At 58.4% G+C, this 16,056-nt stretch carries 18 protein-coding genes; 10 read left to right on the top strand and 8 right to left on the bottom strand.

Annotated features, from left to right (window positions below; all coding sequences use genetic code 11):
• Positions 1-14: 14 nt before the first annotated feature.
• Positions 15-701 (top strand): response regulator, encoded by a 687-nt coding sequence (locus tag ACP7BO_RS13585; RefSeq protein WP_426210893.1) that lies wholly within the window; start codon positions 15-17, stop codon positions 699-701.
• A gap of 6 nt (positions 702-707) precedes the next feature.
• Here ACP7BO_RS13585 and ACP7BO_RS13580 read toward each other — a convergent pair whose 3' ends face one another.
• The gene (locus ACP7BO_RS13580) at positions 708-1,745 is read right to left on the bottom strand and encodes a patatin-like phospholipase family protein (protein ID WP_397456123.1); all 1,038 of its coding nucleotides are present in this window, start codon (positions 1,743-1,745) and stop codon (positions 708-710) included.
• A gap of 251 nt (positions 1,746-1,996) precedes the next feature.
• Between ACP7BO_RS13580 and ACP7BO_RS13575 the strand changes: the two genes are divergently transcribed.
• From ACP7BO_RS13575 to ACP7BO_RS13565, 3 genes are all read left to right on the top strand, one after another.
• A complete protein-coding gene (locus ACP7BO_RS13575; RefSeq protein WP_003446784.1) occupies positions 1,997-2,278 on the top strand; it encodes a hypothetical protein in 282 nt (93 codons plus the stop codon).
• 28 nt (positions 2,279-2,306) lie between these two features.
• Positions 2,307-3,071, top strand: a complete 765-nt coding sequence (locus ACP7BO_RS13570) for a CHAD domain-containing protein (RefSeq protein WP_426210891.1) — start codon at positions 2,307-2,309, stop codon at positions 3,069-3,071.
• Positions 3,072-3,162: 91 nt separating this feature from the next.
• A complete protein-coding gene (locus tag ACP7BO_RS13565) occupies positions 3,163-3,960 on the top strand; it encodes an acyl-CoA thioesterase (protein WP_426210889.1) in 798 nt (265 codons plus the stop codon).
• Here the strand turns inward: ACP7BO_RS13565 and ACP7BO_RS13560 are convergent, their stop codons facing one another.
• The 3 genes from ACP7BO_RS13560 to ACP7BO_RS13550 form a co-directional block, all read right to left on the bottom strand.
• Positions 3,961-4,221 (bottom strand): hypothetical protein, encoded by a 261-nt coding sequence (locus tag ACP7BO_RS13560; RefSeq protein WP_060691286.1) that lies wholly within the window; start codon positions 4,219-4,221, stop codon positions 3,961-3,963. It lies immediately after the preceding gene.
• Between the two features lie 118 nt (positions 4,222-4,339).
• Positions 4,340-5,797, bottom strand: a complete 1,458-nt coding sequence (locus tag ACP7BO_RS13555) for a methyl-accepting chemotaxis protein (protein ID WP_426210886.1) — start codon at positions 5,795-5,797, stop codon at positions 4,340-4,342.
• A 261-nt stretch (positions 5,798-6,058) separates the two neighbouring features.
• A complete protein-coding gene (locus ACP7BO_RS13550; protein WP_426210884.1) occupies positions 6,059-6,859 on the bottom strand; it encodes a TatD family hydrolase in 801 nt (266 codons plus the stop codon).
• A gap of 237 nt (positions 6,860-7,096) precedes the next feature.
• On the opposite strand from ACP7BO_RS13550, the gene ACP7BO_RS13545 reads away from it, so the two are divergent.
• From ACP7BO_RS13545 to ACP7BO_RS13535, 3 genes are all read left to right on the top strand, one after another.
• Positions 7,097-8,515: a transglycosylase SLT domain-containing protein gene (locus tag ACP7BO_RS13545; RefSeq protein ID WP_397456129.1), complete on the top strand. Its 1,419-nt coding sequence runs from the start codon at positions 7,097-7,099 to the stop codon at positions 8,513-8,515.
• A 103-nt stretch (positions 8,516-8,618) separates the two neighbouring features.
• Positions 8,619-9,053: a DoxX family protein gene (locus ACP7BO_RS13540; protein ID WP_426210882.1), complete on the top strand. Its 435-nt coding sequence runs from the start codon at positions 8,619-8,621 to the stop codon at positions 9,051-9,053.
• 243 nt (positions 9,054-9,296) lie between these two features.
• Entirely contained in the window at positions 9,297-9,605 is a 309-nt protein-coding gene (locus ACP7BO_RS13535) for a class I SAM-dependent methyltransferase (RefSeq protein WP_397456131.1), read from the top strand.
• Between the two features lie 2 nt (positions 9,606-9,607).
• On the opposite strand, the gene greB is transcribed toward ACP7BO_RS13535, so the two are convergent.
• From greB to ACP7BO_RS13520, 3 genes are read right to left on the bottom strand one after another with little or no spacing between them, the layout of a single operon-like run.
• Entirely contained in the window at positions 9,608-10,105 is a 498-nt protein-coding gene (greB, locus tag ACP7BO_RS13530) for a transcription elongation factor GreB (RefSeq protein ID WP_010656996.1), read from the bottom strand.
• A gap of 34 nt (positions 10,106-10,139) precedes the next feature.
• Complete coding sequence (locus ACP7BO_RS13525) at positions 10,140-12,644, bottom strand: ABC transporter permease (RefSeq protein WP_426210879.1); 2,505 nt, start codon at positions 12,642-12,644, stop codon at positions 10,140-10,142.
• Positions 12,644-13,327, bottom strand: a complete 684-nt coding sequence (locus ACP7BO_RS13520; RefSeq protein ID WP_060691294.1) for an ABC transporter ATP-binding protein — start codon at positions 13,325-13,327, stop codon at positions 12,644-12,646. The genes ACP7BO_RS13525 and ACP7BO_RS13520 overlap by 1 nt, the downstream gene beginning before the upstream one ends.
• A gap of 10 nt (positions 13,328-13,337) precedes the next feature.
• On the opposite strand from ACP7BO_RS13520, the gene ACP7BO_RS13515 reads away from it, so the two are divergent.
• The 3 genes from ACP7BO_RS13515 to ACP7BO_RS13505 all read left to right on the top strand — a co-directional run bounded on the left by ACP7BO_RS13515 (position 13,338) and on the right by ACP7BO_RS13505 (position 15,420).
• The gene (locus ACP7BO_RS13515) at positions 13,338-13,943 is read left to right on the top strand and encodes an arylesterase (protein WP_060691295.1); all 606 of its coding nucleotides are present in this window, start codon (positions 13,338-13,340) and stop codon (positions 13,941-13,943) included.
• A 58-nt stretch (positions 13,944-14,001) separates the two neighbouring features.
• On the top strand, positions 14,002-14,295 hold the full coding sequence (locus tag ACP7BO_RS13510) for a hypothetical protein (protein ID WP_003446817.1): 294 nt from the start codon (positions 14,002-14,004) through the stop codon (positions 14,293-14,295).
• Between the two features lie 96 nt (positions 14,296-14,391).
• On the top strand, positions 14,392-15,420 hold the full coding sequence (locus ACP7BO_RS13505) for a L,D-transpeptidase family protein (RefSeq protein WP_426210876.1): 1,029 nt from the start codon (positions 14,392-14,394) through the stop codon (positions 15,418-15,420).
• 121 nt (positions 15,421-15,541) lie between these two features.
• Here ACP7BO_RS13505 and oprI read toward each other — a convergent pair whose 3' ends face one another.
• Positions 15,542-15,793 carry an outer membrane lipoprotei OprI gene (gene oprI / locus ACP7BO_RS13500; RefSeq protein WP_003172710.1) on the bottom strand — a complete coding sequence of 84 codons (252 nt, stop codon included), beginning with the start codon at positions 15,791-15,793 and terminating at the stop codon, positions 15,542-15,544.
• Positions 15,794-16,056: the final 263 nt, after the last annotated feature.

The following is a 16,056-nucleotide window of genomic DNA, read 5'->3' as shown; positions in this document are numbered from 1 at the left end:
TGCGATGAGATGCCATGAGCCAGTGCGCAACTATTTTGGTCATCGACGACGAGCCGCAGATCCGCAAGTTTTTGCGCATCAGTCTGGTTTCCCAGGGCTACAACGTGCTGGAAGCTGCCACGGGGGCTGACGGCTTGAGCCAGGCTGCGTTAAAGCAGCCGGACATGCTGGTGCTCGACCTGGGCCTGCCCGACATGGATGGCCAGCAGGTGCTGCGTGAATTTCGCGAGTGGTCGAACGTGCCGGTACTGGTGCTTTCGGTACGCGCCAGCGAAGTGCAAAAGGTCCAGGCGCTGGACGCCGGGGCCAACGACTATGTGACCAAGCCCTTCGGGATTCAGGAGTTTCTGGCCCGGGTGCGTGCCTTATTGCGCCAGGCACCCGCTGGCGAGGCGCAAGCGGCGGCAGTTGAGCTTGGCCCTCTGGTGGTTGATCTGGCATTTCGCCGGGTGTTGCTGGATGGCGTGGAAGTGGCACTGACCCGCAAGGAATACGCGGTGCTCGCGCAGTTGGCACGCCACCCGGGCCGGGTGATCACCCAGCAGCAATTGCTCAAGGATATCTGGGGCCCGACCCACATTGAAAACAGTCATTACCTGCGCATCGTGATTGGTCATCTGCGGCAAAAGCTGGCGGATGATCCGACGCATCCGCGATTCATTGCCACTGAAGCGGGCGTCGGGTATCGGTTGTTGACCTGAGAAGCGTCACTGCCCCTGATGATCTTCGCTTTCGTAGCGATCCAGCGTGTCTTTGGCTATTTGCCGGCCGAGGGCGATCAGTTCCGGGGCTTTGTAAAACTCAAAGAAACGGCACACCCGTTTGGGCACGTTGATCAGGATATCCGGCGGGTAACCGGCAATCTTGTATTGCGCCAGGGAGGTTTGCATTACCTCGAAACTCTGGTTGATCAAGTCCAGCAGCGAGGCGGGGCCGACGTTGTCGATGATAAAAGAGCCGGTGGCGGACTTGGGGGTGCCTTCGCTGGCAGGTTGCCGGGTTTTGGGGTAGGCCGATTCCAGCCAGGGGTTGGGCTGCTCCTCGACCAGGGGGTTGAGCATTTCCTGCTCCAGGTTCAACAGGTGTTCGGCCTGTTTGGTGCGAAACGGGATGTGCGACCCCAGCGAGCTCATCAAGCTGTCAAAGCGGCCTTTAAACGCCGGGGGGCGTTCGATGACGGGCAATTGATAATTATTGTGGTGGGTGGAGTTCAGGTTGACGGCGATGATCAGATCGCAATGGCTGGAGACGACCGGCACGATGGGTAGCGGGTTGAGCAGGCCTCCGTCGACCAGCATGCGGTTGCCCTGCATCACGGGGGTGAACAGGCTGGGAATTGCCGCCGATGCACGCATGGCCTGGTGCAGGCAGCCTTCCTGAAACCAGATTTCTTGCTGGTGGGTCAGGTCGGTTGCGACGGCGGTGTAGGGGATACGCAAGTCTTCAATGTTGATTTCGCCGACGATATTGCGGATCTGGCCGAAGACTTTTTCGCCGCGGATGGCGCCCAGTCGAAAGCTGACGTCTACCAGGCGCAATACATCGAGGTAATCCAGGCTTTGAATCCAGTCACGGTACTGATCAAGTTTGCCGGCGGCATATATGCCGCCTACCACCGCGCCCATCGAGCAACCTGCTACACAGGCAATGTCGTAGCCGCGACGCTCAAGCTCCTCAATGACGCCGATATGGGCGTAACCACGGGCCCCCCCGGAACCTAATACCAGTGCAATACGTTTTTTCATGACCCGAACCTTCGTCTGACAGGTGTTCACAATGCCTTTTTGTTCAGTGTAGCGACAGCGGTTGGCATAAATCGGGGTCTGCCAGCTAGGATGTAAGAGCATTGACTCGCCGCTCGATCAGCGTGCATCACCCGTCAGCGTGGCTGGGCTGAAAAGCGCAGCACTGCGACACGAGTTGAGACCGTTAAGGCACTTTTACGCCGCTTGCCCGTCTGAGCTTGCACTGACTATAAATTTTTGAGGGAAACATCATGAAAGCATGGCTTTGTGTACCGTTGATTGCACTGGCGTTGGCGGGTTGTGCGGGTAATAAAGCGGCTTATCGAGACAGTTGCGCAACCCAGCTGGATGCTGCCTGGCATGAGCTGGATCTGGCCAAGGCTGAAGGTTTTGCAGGGACTGTCAGTTACTCCAAAGCCCTGTCGCTGCTGACCGGGGCCAAAACCCAGCAGCAATTCGAAGCGTTTGAAGGTTGCACCACTAAGGCCGAGAAAGCGCGTTTCTATATTCGTGAATCCCGCGCAGGACGTTAAGCCGTTGCGGTGATGGGGGAGGGTGAGGATGTCTGAGCTGGTTGACCGGATAATCGCGAACATTGTGCGTCTGGAGGTCAGGTTGCTGGCCTGTCAGGCGCGTTTGCAGGCTGATACGGATCCCGAGGCCCTGCATGATTTGCGTACTACGGTGCGGCGCTTGCGCAGTCTGTTACGCCCGTTGCGGGGTTTGCCAGGTGTGGTGCAACTGGAAATGTCCGCCTCCCAGGTGGGCATTTTGACTACGCCGCTGCGAGACCTCGAAGTACTGGCCGCGCACTTGCAGCAGCAAGGCTATCCCGTGCAGGCCGCGCGGCGTTTTGAGCAGTTGTCGGGCAGTTACGCGGCGGTGGCCGACAGTGCACAACTGGCTCAATTGCTGATGATCCTCGATGTCTTCCCCCGTTTTATCCGTGCTGCCCAGCGCGAAGGCATGCTGCGAGGTTTGCGTCAGCGGATCGAGGGCGTTCTGGACAAACAGTGGCAGACCCTGGAAAAGGCCCTGAATGATCCGGGGCATGACCGGCATCGTGTCCGGCTACTCATCAAGCGTGTGCGTTACGCAGCCGAAGCCTATCCGCAGCTGGATCGTTTGCCGGTGCTGGTGCTGGGCCGCTTGAAGGAAGCGCAAAAAGCCTTGGGTGAGTGGCATGACGCCTGGCAGTGGCTGCTCCAGGCTGAGCATCAGCCTGATTTACAGCCTTGCGTGGAACAATGGCAGGCAGCGCTGGAGCGCGGTGAAAAACGCGCTGACCGTGCTTTGGTCAAATTGAGCGCGGCCTGTTTTCATTAGCAGGATCAGCAGGGGTTTTGGCGGATACAGCGCTGTGCCGAATCAGGTGGGTGAGTAGTATCGCGTCATATTTTTCTGTCTTGAGGTGCTCATGCAGTTTTTCGAATTGATCGAAGCGGTTCGGCGCAATCCACTGGATGTCACCATTACCCCGGCCTGGGCTCAGGGCCGTGCCAGTTTTGGCGGTTTGATGGTTGCTTTGCAGTACCAAGCCATGCGCGCTCAGGTCCCGGCCGAGCGCGCTTTGCGTTCGCTGGCAGTGACCTTTGTCGGCCCTGCCGAGCCGGATGTGTCGATCAGTTTTGAAGTCGAAGTACTGCGTGAAGGCAAGGCCGTCAGCCAGGTACTGGGCCGCGCGGTCCAGAATGGCCAGGTAGTGACCCTGGTGCAGGGCAGTTTCGGCAGTGCACGGGAGTCTGTCATCAACCTGGCAGGGTGCACCGCGCCGCAGGTCAAGGCCCCTGAGGACATCCCGCTACTGCCCTACATCAAGGGCGTGACCCCGGAGTTCATGCGCCACATGTCCATGGCCTGGGCTGTCGGCGCGCTGCCTTTCACCGGGCGCGGCACACGCGAAATCGGTGGCTGGGTGCGGTTTGCCGGTGATGTCAAAGACGAGCCGCTGACTGAAACCCATTTGCTGGCGCTGGTCGATACCTGGCCACCTGCGCTGTTGCCGCTGTTGAACAAACCGACAGCGGGCAGCACGCTGACCTGGACGATCGAGTTTGTGCAGCCTTTGCCACAAGCCAGCACGCTTGAGTGGTGCCAGTACCTTGCGGTGATCGAACATGCCCGCGACGGCTACGGTCATGTGGCGGCTAATCTGTGGGCACCGAATGGCGAATTGATCGCGATCAGCCGCCAGACCGTAGCGGTCTTTGGTTAATCAAAATGTCTGGCTGCGCTGCGCGGTTCTGTCTTCGAGCTTGCGGCCCTGGTGTTGCAAAGCCATGCCTGCGAACAGGGCCAGCAGACCGATGCAGGCAGTCACGGCGTTCTCACTGAATACGCCCCAGGCCAGTAGCAGAAAAGCCAGCACCATCATGGGAATTGCGATCAGGTTCAGTGCCTGATGCGCAGGGCTCAGATGGCTCTGCGGGTTGGAGCGCCATTGCCAGGCTGGCAGGTTTGGATGACGTTTGCCCATGATTGCTCTCCTTGTTTTGTTCAAGTGTTCAGCCTGGGCTGAACCGTATGGACAAAGCATATGCCCGGGTTGCGGGCTGGGCGAATCAACTGTGGCTATTGGCCCGATAGGGTCTTTTCTATAGTTTCAACTGGCCGATAGCCCGATTCAGTTCACCTGCCAGCGTCGCCAGCTGGTTGCTGGTAGTGGCGGAGTCGACGGTCTGCTGCACAGTGTTTTCGGTGACGTCACGGATGCTGACCACGGCCCGGTTCATTTCTTCTGCGACCTGGCTTTGCTGCTCGGCGGCCACAGCGATCTGGGTGTTGCTTTCGCGCATTTGCGCTACCGCGCGGGTGATCTCGGCCAGGGCGGCCCCGGCTTCCTGGGCCTGCTGTACACAGTCGTCGGCCTTGAATGAGCTTTCCTGCATAAAGTCCACGGCGTCCCGGGTACCTGCCTGCAAGGCCGAGACCATCGAAGTGATCTCGTCTGTGGACGTTTGTACGCGCTTGGCCAGATGTCGCACTTCATCGGCCACAACCGCAAAGCCCCGGCCCATCTCCCCGGCCCGGGCTGCTTCAATGGCGGCGTTTAACGCCAGCAGGTTGGTTTGTTCGGCAATGCTGTGAATCACGCTGACCACGCTATTGATTTTCTGACTGTCCTGGGCGAGTTGCTGAATCATCTCGGCGGTTGTTTGCACCCCTGTGGACAGGCTGGCGATGGATTGCTGCACGCGGCTGACCACTTGCTGCCCGCTGCCGGCCAGGTCATCTGCAGTTTGCGACAGGTCGCGGGTAGCACCGGCGTGCTGGGCGATGTGGTGGACGGTGGCTGACATCTGATTGATCGCAGTGGCTGCCTGATCGGTTTCGCTCTGCTGGCCGAGCATGCCATGGCGTACTTCGTCCATGCTGCTGGCCAGGCGCGCGGCGCCGGCGTCAAGCTGCGCGGCAGTGTCGGCGACGGTATTCACCACTCGCTGGTAACCGGCCTGCATGGCATTAAAGGCACTGGCCATTTGTCCTACCTCATCGGTACAGGCCAGTGGTACGCGAGCGGACAAGTCGCCTGTTTGCTCGACATGCAGCATCACATCCTTGAGGGTATTAAGTTGGCTGAGCAAAAATCGGATCAACAGTTGCGAGGCTCCGAGCATGGCCAGCATCAGAACCAGCACGGCGACTGCATAGTTGGGCAGGCGCTCCATGAACACCTGAGCCAGGCTGGGGGCATAAGCCAGTACCGCGATTTTTTGATTGTCGCCGCGAGTCAGTACCCGGGCACCGAGCAACGGGTTTTGCCCGAGCAGTGGCATGGAGTTGATGGAAACCCAGCCGTTGGCATTGCTCAGTTGCGGCAGGGACTGGGCAGGTAAGCGCAACAAATGGCTGGCTTCAGGCCAGGCCTTGTCTGCGGGCCAGGCACCGAGCAGCTGCGCCTGCGCCAGGGCGCTGGCCTGAGCGGCATCACTGCGTGATTGCTGTTCAAGCTGCACCGCGTACAGCACCAGCAGCAACGTGGTGATAAAAGCCACCGCGTTGACGGCCCAGAATTTGTATTTGAGCGAGATGTTGCTAAGCCAGGTACCCATGGAAGGTCTTCTCTGATTTTGCGGAACAATATTGGCAAGGTGCCATCATTGTGCCGCTATTCGAAGAGGGCCCGGTTGATATGGGTCAAGGGTGGAGGTTGCTGACGAGGCTCGATGCATCTGACACACCGGGGGATATTCGGCGACGGCTGCGCCGTCGATCGCAGCCTCGCAAAGCTCGTCAGCTGCTACAGGGGCGTTTTTGATCTGCCGGCCCCTTCGCGAGAGCCTTGAGTGGCGGCAGGGAGACGGTTCTAAAAGCTAAGCCGGCAGTCCAAAAAACGTCCGTGCGCAAGCCGTCGTATGCTCGGCCAGATCCTGTTCGCTCTCTTGGCGATGCACCGCCACCTCACGCAAAACTTCGGTCAGATAGGCCGGTTCATTACGGCCACTTTTCGGTTTTGGCCGCAACGTTCTCGGCAGCAAATATGGCGCATCGCTTTCAAGCATCAGGCGACCCCGGGGAATATCCCGTACCAGCGGATGCAAATGGGTCCCGCGCCGCTCGTCGCAAATCCACCCCGTGATACCGATGTGCAAGTCCAGGTCCAGATAGCTGAACAGCGCTTTCTTTTCGCCGGTAAAGCAATGCACCACGGCCGCCGGCAAATGGTCGCGATAGTTGCGCAGGATCTCCAGCAGACGCTGATTGGCATCACGTTCGTGCAGGAACACCGGTAATTGCAGTTCAACCGCCAATGCCAAATGTTCTTCCAGCACTTTTTCCTGTTGCGGGCGCGGAGAGAAATCGCGGTTGAAATCCAGCCCGCATTCACCCACGGCGCGCACTTGGGGCTCTTTGAACAAGGCCAGTAAACGCTGAGCGCTGTCGCTGTTCCAGTCACTGGCCGAGTGCGGATGAATACCCGCCGTGGCAAACAGCCGTTGTCCGTTTTCGTCAAGTTCGCGACACAGTTGCAAGGCCAGTTCACTGCCTTCAACGCTGGTGCCCGTGAGGACCAGTTGGGCCACGCCAGCGGCGTAAGCACGGTCTAAAACCGCCTGGTGTTTGCCGTCGAAGCTGGAGTTGGTCAGGTTGACGCCGATATCGATGAGTTGCATGGTGCTACCTCAGGCCACAGGCCGAGAAGCATATCAGAGCTGTAGATTTATAAGAAAAACCAAGAACTACAGACCGTTATGGTTGTCTTTGAATGCCGCAACAACGCAATGCCCGGTCTTCTACAAGACCCATTGACTGTTTTGCGCGCTGTTCCCGGCGCTTAAAACCCCCAAAAGGGGCAACCGGTTGTCGGTTAATCCGACACGGCACCGGGCTGTATTCTTTCCGGAGAACGGATGACAAGACCCACACTATTGATTGCGCTGTGCCTGCTGCTGTTGCCCTTGCCGGCACTGGCACGCCTGGCCGGACCGTTACAGGTCGGGCAGCCCGGTCAGGTCCGCGATCTGGCGCAGATCCGCAGCAGTCAGGTGTTGCGGGTGCTGGTCAACCAAAGCCGCAATAGTTCGGGAGAGGTGCAGGGCCAGGCGATTGGTGTTGAATATCACCGCTTGCGCGCATTCGAGCATTACCTCAATGGCCACGCCCGTGATGGCCAGCAAATCACCCTCAAAATCATTCCCAAATCCAAGGATCAATTGCTGGGTGCCTTGTCGCGCGGTGAAGGTGATCTGGTGGCCCCTGGGGAGTTGCTCGACTTCAAGCCCAGCCATGCCATCAGCCCCAGTGATCCGATCGTCGATGACGTGCCTTTGTTGCTGGTGGGGATTAAAGGTGAGCGCAGGTTCAGCCGTTTTGAGCAGTTGTCGGGGCGTACCGTGGCACTTACCACCGGCAGCGCAGCCGGTGCAGCGGTCAATATGATCAATCAGAAGCTGGCCCTGCGAAAATTGCCCGCGGTAAAAATCGAATGGGTGGACCCCAGTCTGGCCGTCGAAGACGTGCTGGAGATGGTTCAGGCCGGTATTTTCCATCTGACTATTGTTGAGCGACCGATTGCCGAGCGTTGGGCAACCTTGATGCCCAAGTTGCGTTTTGACCGTAAGGTTCTGGTCAGCGAGCCTGCTGCCATGCGCTGGTATGTACGGCGTGATGCCTCAATGCTACGGGCCAGCATTGACCGGTTTTTGCTCAGCTATAAAGCTCCCTCCGATCAGGACGTCGCTTTTGAGCGGGTGTACCGGCGGCTATACCGCGTGCATTACCCGTTGGCCCGGGCCGATCGCCAGAAGCTTGAAAAACTGCGGCCGATCCTGCAGAAACATGCGCGTCAGCAGGGTATGGACTGGCTGAATCTGGCAGCTTTGGCGTTCAAAGAGTCAACCCTTGACCCTGATGCCCGGGGGACTGGCGGCGCGACGGGGTTGCTGCAAATTACCCCGTCGGCAGCCCAGAGAGTGGGGGTCAATAATATTCAGAACGTGGATAACAATGTTCAAGCCGGGGCCAAGTATCTGGCGATGATCCGTCGCAAGTTCTTTTCCAGCCCCAAACTCAATGAGCGTGAACGCATGGCCTTTGTTCTGGCGGCCTACAACATGGGGCCGGAACGGGTACAGGGCATGCGGGCCGAGGCCAGGAGGCGCGGCCTGAACCCTGATCAATGGTTCTTCCAGGTGGAGCGTATTGCCATGGAGCAGGTGGGAATGGGGGCCGTCAGCTATGTTAATAGTGTGAATAAATACTATTTGGCCTTTGACCGGGAGCGTGACTCGCTGGAGCCAGTGAAGCCTAGGCTGGTCTCTCGCAAATAATCGAATAATTTGATTGTTATGTCGGGTTTATTCGACTTTTAACATGATGAAAACTGATTAATATGGCGAGCATTCCCCCCCTGATGATCTAAAGGACTACACCATGAGCAAATTGATCCAAACCGTTCTGGGCACCCGTGCAGGCTATGGCCTGACAGTTTTACGGGTTTTCGTGGGCATCATTTTTGCTGCTCATGGCTCACAAAAACTCTTCGGCTGGTTCGGTGGTGGTGGACTTGCGGGGACTGCGCAATGGATGGAAAGCATTGGTCTGACGCCGGGCACCTTGATGGCACTGTTGTCTGGCGGTACTGAGTTTTTTGCTGGCCTGGCCCTGATTGTCGGCTTGCTGGCCCGTCCTGCTGCATTGGGTCTGTCATTCACCTTGTTGGTGGCGATTTTCTCGGTGCATATCCATAACGGTTTGTTTATGGCCAACAATGGCTATGAGTTTGCGCTGGCGCTGTTGGGCGGTACGGTTGCGGTGTTGCTTGAAGGCGCAGGCAAGTTGTCCATCGATGGTGCTATCGCCAAATAAAGTGCAACGCTCTCTAAAAGGCCCGCCTGAAGCGGGCCTTTTTCGTTGTACGCGATTGTTGACAGTTGTAAGCAGGTTTATCTAGGATGTTTTCTTGCGCCGATTTAAACAGCTACTTGCGGGGCGCCAGAGGGTTCAAAGACCCTCTAAGAGGCTTGAAGCAGGCCTCGAAATACCGCTAAAGCGCTGGTTCGGTGTTGCCTCTCACCTGCCACGCAGAACCTTGAGGCGGAGAACCGAAACATGAGTCAAACACGTCCCCTTGTGCGTCTCGAGCCGATCACGGCCAACTTGAACCTGCGCAATCCAAAAATCCTTCTTGGCGGTAAACATCAGCCTACGCTGTTGCGTTATCTGGACGGCTGGCCGCGTCGCAAAGGTCGTGCTTCGGCATTTCTGATTCAGTTTGTTGAAGAGGGCGACAACCTGGCCCGCTTTGCCAGCAACAGCTTTGATCTGGCGGTGATTCAATCCCCCAGTGCCGAAAACGCCGAAGTGGTGATCCGTAACCTGACACGTGTTTCGCGTCAGGGCCTGATCACCCTGCGCTGAAACTAGGGATACTCAATCGCTACGATGTACACCCATTGCTCTCCAGTGGGTGTCTGAACCTGTACTTCGGCATCCAGTGATTTTCCAATCAGCGCCCGGGCCAGGGGCGAGTCGATGCTGATCAGGCCTTGTTTAAGGTCCAGTTCGTCGGGACCGACGATGCGGTAGCGCGACTGTTTGGCGTCTTCATCTTCAATTGTGACCCATGCCCCGAAGTAGACCTTGTTCGGGTCGCTGGGCTTTTCGCTGACGACCTTGAGGCTTTCCAGACGCTTGGTCAGAAAACGCACGCGACTGTCGATCTCGCGCAGCATTTTTTTGCCATAGGTGTATTCGGCATTTTCCGAGCGGTCGCCCTGGGCCGCAGCCTCACTGACCGACTGTGTCACTTGCGGTCTGCGCACGTGCCACAACTCGTGCAGCTCGGCACGCATCCGCGCTTCACCTTCGGGGGTGATCAGCGCGGTGCCGGCAGGGCGGGGAGGGCGATAGCGGCTCATGGGCATCCATTGGCATATGAAAAGCGCGAGTCTATCAGCCCTCGCGCAACACGGTTAGCGGGCTGGCATTGAGCGCCCTGCGGGTGCCAAACACACCTGCACCGCCGACCATCACTGCACCCAGTACGGGCAGAACCAGCAACCACGGGTGCGGGTGCCATGGCAAGTCGAAGGCAAATCGATACAGCACCAGACTCACCAGTTCGGTGCCCAGGGCTGCCAGTAAGCCGCTGGTAGCTCCCAGCAGGCCGAACTCTATACGCCGGGTCTTGATCAACAGTCGCCGCTCGGCGCCCAGTGCCCGAAGCAAGGCACCTTGACGGATGCGTTCGTCCAGGGTCGATTGCAAGCCGGAAAACAGCACCGCCATGCCTGCGGCCAGGACAAACAGCAGCACGTATTCAACGGCAATGGTGACTTGTGCAAGGATGCTGCGCAGCTGCGCCAGCAGAGCTTCGATAGGCAGAATGGTCACGGCCGGAAAGCTGCGCGACAGATCGATGATCTGCTGGTCATGGCCCGGGGCCAGGTAAAAACTGGTGAGGTAGGTGGCGGGCAGGTCCTGCAAGGTGCCTGGCTGGAAGATCATGAAGAAGTTGGGCTGGAAATTGTCCCAGTTGATGCTGCGTAAACTGGTGACCTGCGCCTCCCGATTGACCCCGGCTACGGTGAAGATCAGGTGATCGCCCAATTTGAGTTTAAGGCTTTCGGCAACTTTGGTTTCAACCGACACACCGGGTATGTCGTCGCCCGGTTGGGCTGTCCACCATGTGCCCGCCGTCAGTTTGTTTCCGGCCGGCAGGTCGGCGGCCCAGGTCAGGCTAAGGTCGCGCTGCACTGCTTTGTCGCCTGCCGAGTCTTTGCTGACGATCTCTTGTACAGGTTCGCCATTGATACTGATCAGGCGTCCGGGGACTACCGGGTACAGTGGCGCGGCCTGAGCTTGCAGCTCGTGCAGGCGGGCGCCAAAAGCCTCTTTGTCGGCCGGCAGGATATTCAGGGCGAAGTAGTTGGGCGCATCTTTGGGCAACTGATTTTGCCAGGTGTCGAGCAGCTCGCCACGCAGCAGGGCAATCAAGGCCATCGACAGCAGAATCAGGCCAAAGGCCAGTGCCTGGCCAGCCGCCGCCAACGGATGGCGCAGTAACTGGCCAAGCCCCAGACGCCAGGGCAGCGAAGCCCGGGCCAACAGGCGGCGAAGGCTCTGCAGGCCCAGCAGTAAAAGACCGCCGAGTACCAGCGCGGCAATGATACCGCCGCCAAGCAGGGCGAAAGTGAGCACCAGGTCGAGGCTCATGCGCCACATGATCAGTCCCAGTGCCAGTAACGCGGCGCCGTAAACTGTCCAGGTGCTGGCCGGGGTCGGCAATATGTCACGGCGCAGTACGCGCAGCGGCGGTACGCGCCCCAGCGCGGCCAATGGCGGCAAGGCGAAGCCGGCCAGTGCCACCAGCCCGGTACCCATCCCGGCAATGGCCGGCATCAGACCGCCGGCGGGCACATCCGAGGGCAATAAATCATGCAGCAACGCAAACAGCCCCAGCTGGGCCACCCAGCCGAGCAGGGCTCCCATGAGGCTGGCCAGCAGCCCCAGCACTGCGAGCTGCAGGGTAAACAGCCAGAGGGTTTCACGTCGGGACAGGCCCAGGCAGCGCAGCAGGGCGCTGGCGTCAAAACGGCGATTGGCGAAGCGGGTTGCAGACAGTGCCACTGCGACACCTGACAGCAGCACCGCCACCAGGCTGGCCATATTCAGGTAACGTTCGGCCTTGCCAAGCGCGCCGCCAATCTGCTGGTTGCCATCACGTCCGTCCAGCAGGCGCTGGTTGGCATCGAGTCCGGGCTTGATCACCAGGCGATAGGACTCAAGTGCCGGTGCGTCACCGCGCCACAGTTCGCGAAAGCTGACCCGGCTGCCGGGCTGCACGATACCGGTGGCGGCGAGGTCGTCCAGGTTGATGAGTACGCGTGGGGTGAGGCTGTAGAAGTTGCCAGCGCGGTCGGGCTCGTAGGTCAGGACACGGGCGATACGCACGGTTTTGGAGCCGACATCGATTTCGTCACCGACTTTCAAGTCCAGCGCTGTCAGCAGTCTGGCTTCGACCCAGGCCTCGCCTGGCTTGGGGCCACCACCGGGTTGCTCCTCGGCATAGGGTTGCGCTGCGCTTTTTAGCTCGCCACGCAAGGGGTAAGCGCTGTCTGCCGCCTTGATACTGGACAGCTGAATGCCGTTGTCGGTGGCGATGACGCTGGAAAACTCCACGACCCGGGCGTGTTGCAGGCCCAACTCGTTACCGACCTTGATTTGTTCTTCACGTGCCGGTGAGCTGCCATCCAGCACCAGGTCGGCACCCAGGAATTCGGTGGCGCGCAGCAACATTGCGCCATTCAGGCGGGCACCGAAGTAACCGATGGCCGTACTGGCCGCGACGGCGACCAGCAGTGCAAAGAACAGCACACGCAACTCACCGGCGCGGGCATCGCGCAGGAGCTGGCGCACGGCGAGGCTGAACAGGCGCAACAGCGGCAAGCGTGCCATCAAGGCTCCAGGGGGCCGACCAAATGGCCGGCTTCAAGACGGATCAGGCGCCGGCAACGATGGGCCAGGCGTTCGTCGTGGGTCACCAGCACCAGCGTAGTGCCGCGTTCCTTGTTTAATTCAAAGAGCAATTCGGTAATGCGCTCACCGGTGTGACTGTCCAGATTGCCGGTGGGTTCATCGGCAAACAGTACATCCGGATTGGCCGCAAACGCCCGGGCAATCGCTACCCGTTGTTGTTCGCCACCGGAAAGCTGGCGCGGCGAATGGCTCAGGCGTTGCCCCAGGCCGACCCGTTCCAGCAGGTGACGAGCGTGTTCGCGAGCGTCTTTGCGGCCTTCAAGCTCCAGCGGCAACATGACGTTTTCCAGCGCGTTGAGGCTGTCGAGCAACTGGAATGACTGGAACACAAACCCCACGTGTTCAGCTCTGACACGTGCGCGCTGATCTTCGTCCAGACTGCTCAGAGCACGTCCGGCGAGGATCACTTCACCCTGACTTGGCAAATCGAGGCCGGCCAGCAAACCCAGCAGAGTGGATTTTCCGGAACCGGATGCACCAACAATCGCCAGGCTGTCGCCCTTGTTCAGCTCAAGGCTCAAAGGGTGCAGGATGGTCAACTCGCCTTCCGCGCTAGGAACCACTTTGCTAAGGTTCTGCGCGGTGAGAATACTTTCGCCCATGGAGAATCCAATGCGTGTGTGGTTTTTAAGTGCTGCTCTGGCCCTGATGTGTATGGCGCAGAATGCAGCGGCAGGAACAATCTTGATTGTTGGCGATAGTATCAGCGCCGCTTTCGGCCTGGATACCCGTCTAGGGTGGGTGTCGTTGCTGGAGCAGCGGCTCCGGCAGCAAGGCTACGACGACCAGGTGATCAATGCCTCGGTCAGCGGTGACACCAGTGCTGGAGGGCTGGCGCGGCTGCCTGCACTGCTTGCAGAGCATAAACCCGATGTGGTGATTGTCGAGTTGGGCGGTAATGATGGCCTGCGCGGTCAGTTGCCGGCGCAATTGAAACAAAATCTTGGCAGCATGATTGATCAGTCCCTGGAGGCGGGGGCGAAGGTGCTGCTGTTAGGCATGCAGATACCGCCCAATTATGGTGCGCGCTACACGACGGCTTTTGCCGCGGTTTACAGCGAACTGGGTCAGGAGAAAAAGGTCAGTCTGGTGCCTTTTTTCCTTGAAGGTATTGGTGGTCATCCTGAGCTGATGCAGGCCGATGGCATACATCCGGCGGTCGGAGCGCAGGGCCGTTTGCTGGATAATGTGTGGCCAGCGCTAAAACCGCTGCTTTGATGCTTTTCTAGTGCCGGTGTTTCGGCTAAGGTGGCGCCCCCCCGATTTGGAGCCCCTGATGTCGCGTCCTGCCTGGTCTTTATATGCCTATCAACTGATCGAGCCCGATGAGCAGCTCGATTTGTTCGCCTGCCAGGAGGTACGGGTGCATCTGGTGACGCGCCAACTCGAGCTGGGAGGCACCATTGACCGCACGCTGTGCGGCTCGTTGCTGCCTGCGCAGCCGCGCTGGTCTGATGTCACGCGCAAGGTCTTCCAGGATCATCGACTGTGCCCCTTGTGTCGGGCAATTATCGAGTCGCAACGCCGTGGCACCGAGCCGATCTGGCCTGAGTTACGCTTTGAACTATGATGTAACCTGTCTTACGCCCAGCCCGCTCACGATCAACGTGGGCGCGGTGTACACTCCCTTTTTTATCCCCCGTTGTTTATGCGAAGGATGTTCCGGATGTTGTCGCGCCTACCTGCAGTCACCCGCTACCTGTCTGTTGCCGCACTCTGTGTTGCGGGTCCCGTTTCTGCGCTCGAATTTCCGCTGCCGCCGCCTGGCGAAGATGTAGTCGGGCAGGTGCAGGTGATCAAGGGCAAGTACGAAGACTCCTTCGCTGACCTGGGCAACCAGTACGAACTGGGCTACTCGGAAATGATCGCAGCCAACCCGGGGGTGGACGCCTGGTTGCCGGTCAAAAAGAATCCCGATGGCACGGTAGTCGACACCGATATCATATTGCCGACCCAGTTCATCTTGCCGCCGGGCAAACGTGAAGGGATCGTGATCAACCTGGCCGAATACCGCCTGTACTACTTCCCCAAGGATCAGAACAAGGTTTTCACCTTTCCGCTGGGGATTGGTCGTGAAGGGTGGGGCTCACCTTTGGGGCTCACCAAGGTCACGGCCAAGACGCCTAACCCGACCTGGACTCCGCCGGCTTCGATCAAGGCCGAGCACGCCAAGAATGGTGACCCGCTGCCCAATGTGGTGCCGGCCGGCCCGGATAACCCGTTGGGCCCCTTCAAGTTCACGCTTGGCATGCCGGGTTACCTGATACACGGTTCGAACGCGAAGTTTGGCATCGGTACAGGAACCAGCCATGGCTGTTTCCGCATGCTTAACAAGAACGTGCTGGAAATGGCGCAAATGGTGCCGGTAGGCACGCCGGTAAGAATCATCAACGAACCCTACAAGCTGGGTTTGAGCGACGGCAAGGTCTACCTTGAGGTTCATGAGCCCTTGAATGTGAAGGATGGTTCTTTGTTGGCCGTCAGTGACAAGTCGCATTTGACGCCGGAAGACTTGCAGAACAAGTACGCTGCGTTTATCAACTTTCTGCTTAAGCACAAAGATCTGGAGAACAGCATCCAGATCGACAAGGACAAGGCATTTCCTGTCGTGGGGGCCGAGACCGGAATCCCGGAAGAAATAGGCGTTGCCAACTCAGTTGAGCCTGTTGGTCAGTCGCTCGATTACGTGCAGTAAACCCACGTAAAAAAACCGCCACTGTTAATGCCGTGGCGGTTTTTTATTGCCCGCTTAAGTTGCAGGCAATAAAAAGCCGACCCGAAAAAAGGGTCGGCTTGATAATAATCCCGAAGGATTATTACTTGCGGCTTGCTTTTTCAAGCATGCGCAGAGCGCGTTCGTTAGCTTCATCAGCAGTCTGCTGTGCTTTTTGAGCAGCAGCCAGAGCTTCGTCAGCTTTACGGTATGCTTCGTCAGCACGAGCCTGGGAGCGAGCTGCTGCATCTTCAGTTGCAGTCAGGCGGGCTTCAGTTTCTTTAGATACGCTGCTGCAACCGGTAGCCAGAACTGCGGCCAATGCCAGAGCAGAGAATTTCAGAACGTTGTTCATCGTGTTCCCCTTCAAGGACTTTCTATTTGAAGCTGCTCCTTCAAAGTGAGGAAACAGCCGGCGTACATACTACCCATTACTTGTAGTAAGTAAACTGACCTAGCGCAAGAACCAAAAAAAATATTTGGGAATCAATGCTGATGGACTAGCTTTAACTGATTGTGCTTAAAAAACAGCCAGCTTAGAGCACTTGGGGCAGGGCAAGCTCCAAGCGCAATGGCGTGACTTTAAGTTAGGTAGTACGTCATAGGCTTAACTTTCAG

It is taken from the genome of Pseudomonas sp. TWR2-1-1, assembly GCF_049897045.1.
GTDB lineage: Bacteria > Pseudomonadota > Gammaproteobacteria > Pseudomonadales > Pseudomonadaceae > Aquipseudomonas > Aquipseudomonas versuta.
The sequence above is the reverse complement of the archived record's forward strand: the minus strand, read 5'-3'. Positions and strand labels throughout refer to the sequence as shown.

What these genes read in the sequence shown, in the direction of transcription:
- ACP7BO_RS13580 (WP_397456123.1), bottom strand. Translation starts at nt 1,745, where the DNA reads ATGAAAAAACGTATTGCACTGGTATTAGGTTCCGGGGGGGCCCGTGGT.
- ACP7BO_RS13560 (WP_060691286.1), bottom strand. Translation starts at nt 4,221, where the DNA reads ATGGGCAAACGTCATCCAAACCTGCCAGCCTGGCAATGGCGCTCCAAC.
- ACP7BO_RS13520 (WP_060691294.1), bottom strand. Translation starts at nt 13,327, where the DNA reads ATGGGCGAAAGTATTCTCACCGCGCAGAACCTTAGCAAAGTGGTTCCT.
- ACP7BO_RS13545 (WP_397456129.1), top strand. Translation starts at nt 7,097, where the DNA reads ATGACAAGACCCACACTATTGATTGCGCTGTGCCTGCTGCTGTTGCCC.
- ACP7BO_RS13515 (WP_060691295.1), top strand. Translation starts at nt 13,338, where the DNA reads ATGCGTGTGTGGTTTTTAAGTGCTGCTCTGGCCCTGATGTGTATGGCG.
- ACP7BO_RS13565 (WP_426210889.1), top strand. Translation starts at nt 3,163, where the DNA reads ATGCAGTTTTTCGAATTGATCGAAGCGGTTCGGCGCAATCCACTGGAT.
- ACP7BO_RS13525 (WP_426210879.1), bottom strand. Translation starts at nt 12,644, where the DNA reads ATGGCACGCTTGCCGCTGTTGCGCCTGTTCAGCCTCGCCGTGCGCCAG.
- ACP7BO_RS13555 (WP_426210886.1), bottom strand. Translation starts at nt 5,797, where the DNA reads ATGGGTACCTGGCTTAGCAACATCTCGCTCAAATACAAATTCTGGGCC.
- greB (WP_010656996.1), bottom strand. Translation starts at nt 10,105, where the DNA reads ATGAGCCGCTATCGCCCTCCCCGCCCTGCCGGCACCGCGCTGATCACC.
- ACP7BO_RS13510 (WP_003446817.1), top strand. Translation starts at nt 14,002, where the DNA reads ATGTCGCGTCCTGCCTGGTCTTTATATGCCTATCAACTGATCGAGCCC.
- ACP7BO_RS13570 (WP_426210891.1), top strand. Translation starts at nt 2,307, where the DNA reads ATGTCTGAGCTGGTTGACCGGATAATCGCGAACATTGTGCGTCTGGAG.
- ACP7BO_RS13505 (WP_426210876.1), top strand. Translation starts at nt 14,392, where the DNA reads ATGTTGTCGCGCCTACCTGCAGTCACCCGCTACCTGTCTGTTGCCGCA.
- ACP7BO_RS13550 (WP_426210884.1), bottom strand. Translation starts at nt 6,859, where the DNA reads ATGCAACTCATCGATATCGGCGTCAACCTGACCAACTCCAGCTTCGAC.
- ACP7BO_RS13535 (WP_397456131.1), top strand. Translation starts at nt 9,297, where the DNA reads ATGAGTCAAACACGTCCCCTTGTGCGTCTCGAGCCGATCACGGCCAAC.
- oprI (WP_003172710.1), bottom strand. Translation starts at nt 15,793, where the DNA reads ATGAACAACGTTCTGAAATTCTCTGCTCTGGCATTGGCCGCAGTTCTG.
- ACP7BO_RS13540 (WP_426210882.1), top strand. Translation starts at nt 8,619, where the DNA reads ATGAGCAAATTGATCCAAACCGTTCTGGGCACCCGTGCAGGCTATGGC.
- ACP7BO_RS13575 (WP_003446784.1), top strand. Translation starts at nt 1,997, where the DNA reads ATGAAAGCATGGCTTTGTGTACCGTTGATTGCACTGGCGTTGGCGGGT.
- ACP7BO_RS13585 (WP_426210893.1), top strand. Translation starts at nt 15, where the DNA reads ATGAGCCAGTGCGCAACTATTTTGGTCATCGACGACGAGCCGCAGATC.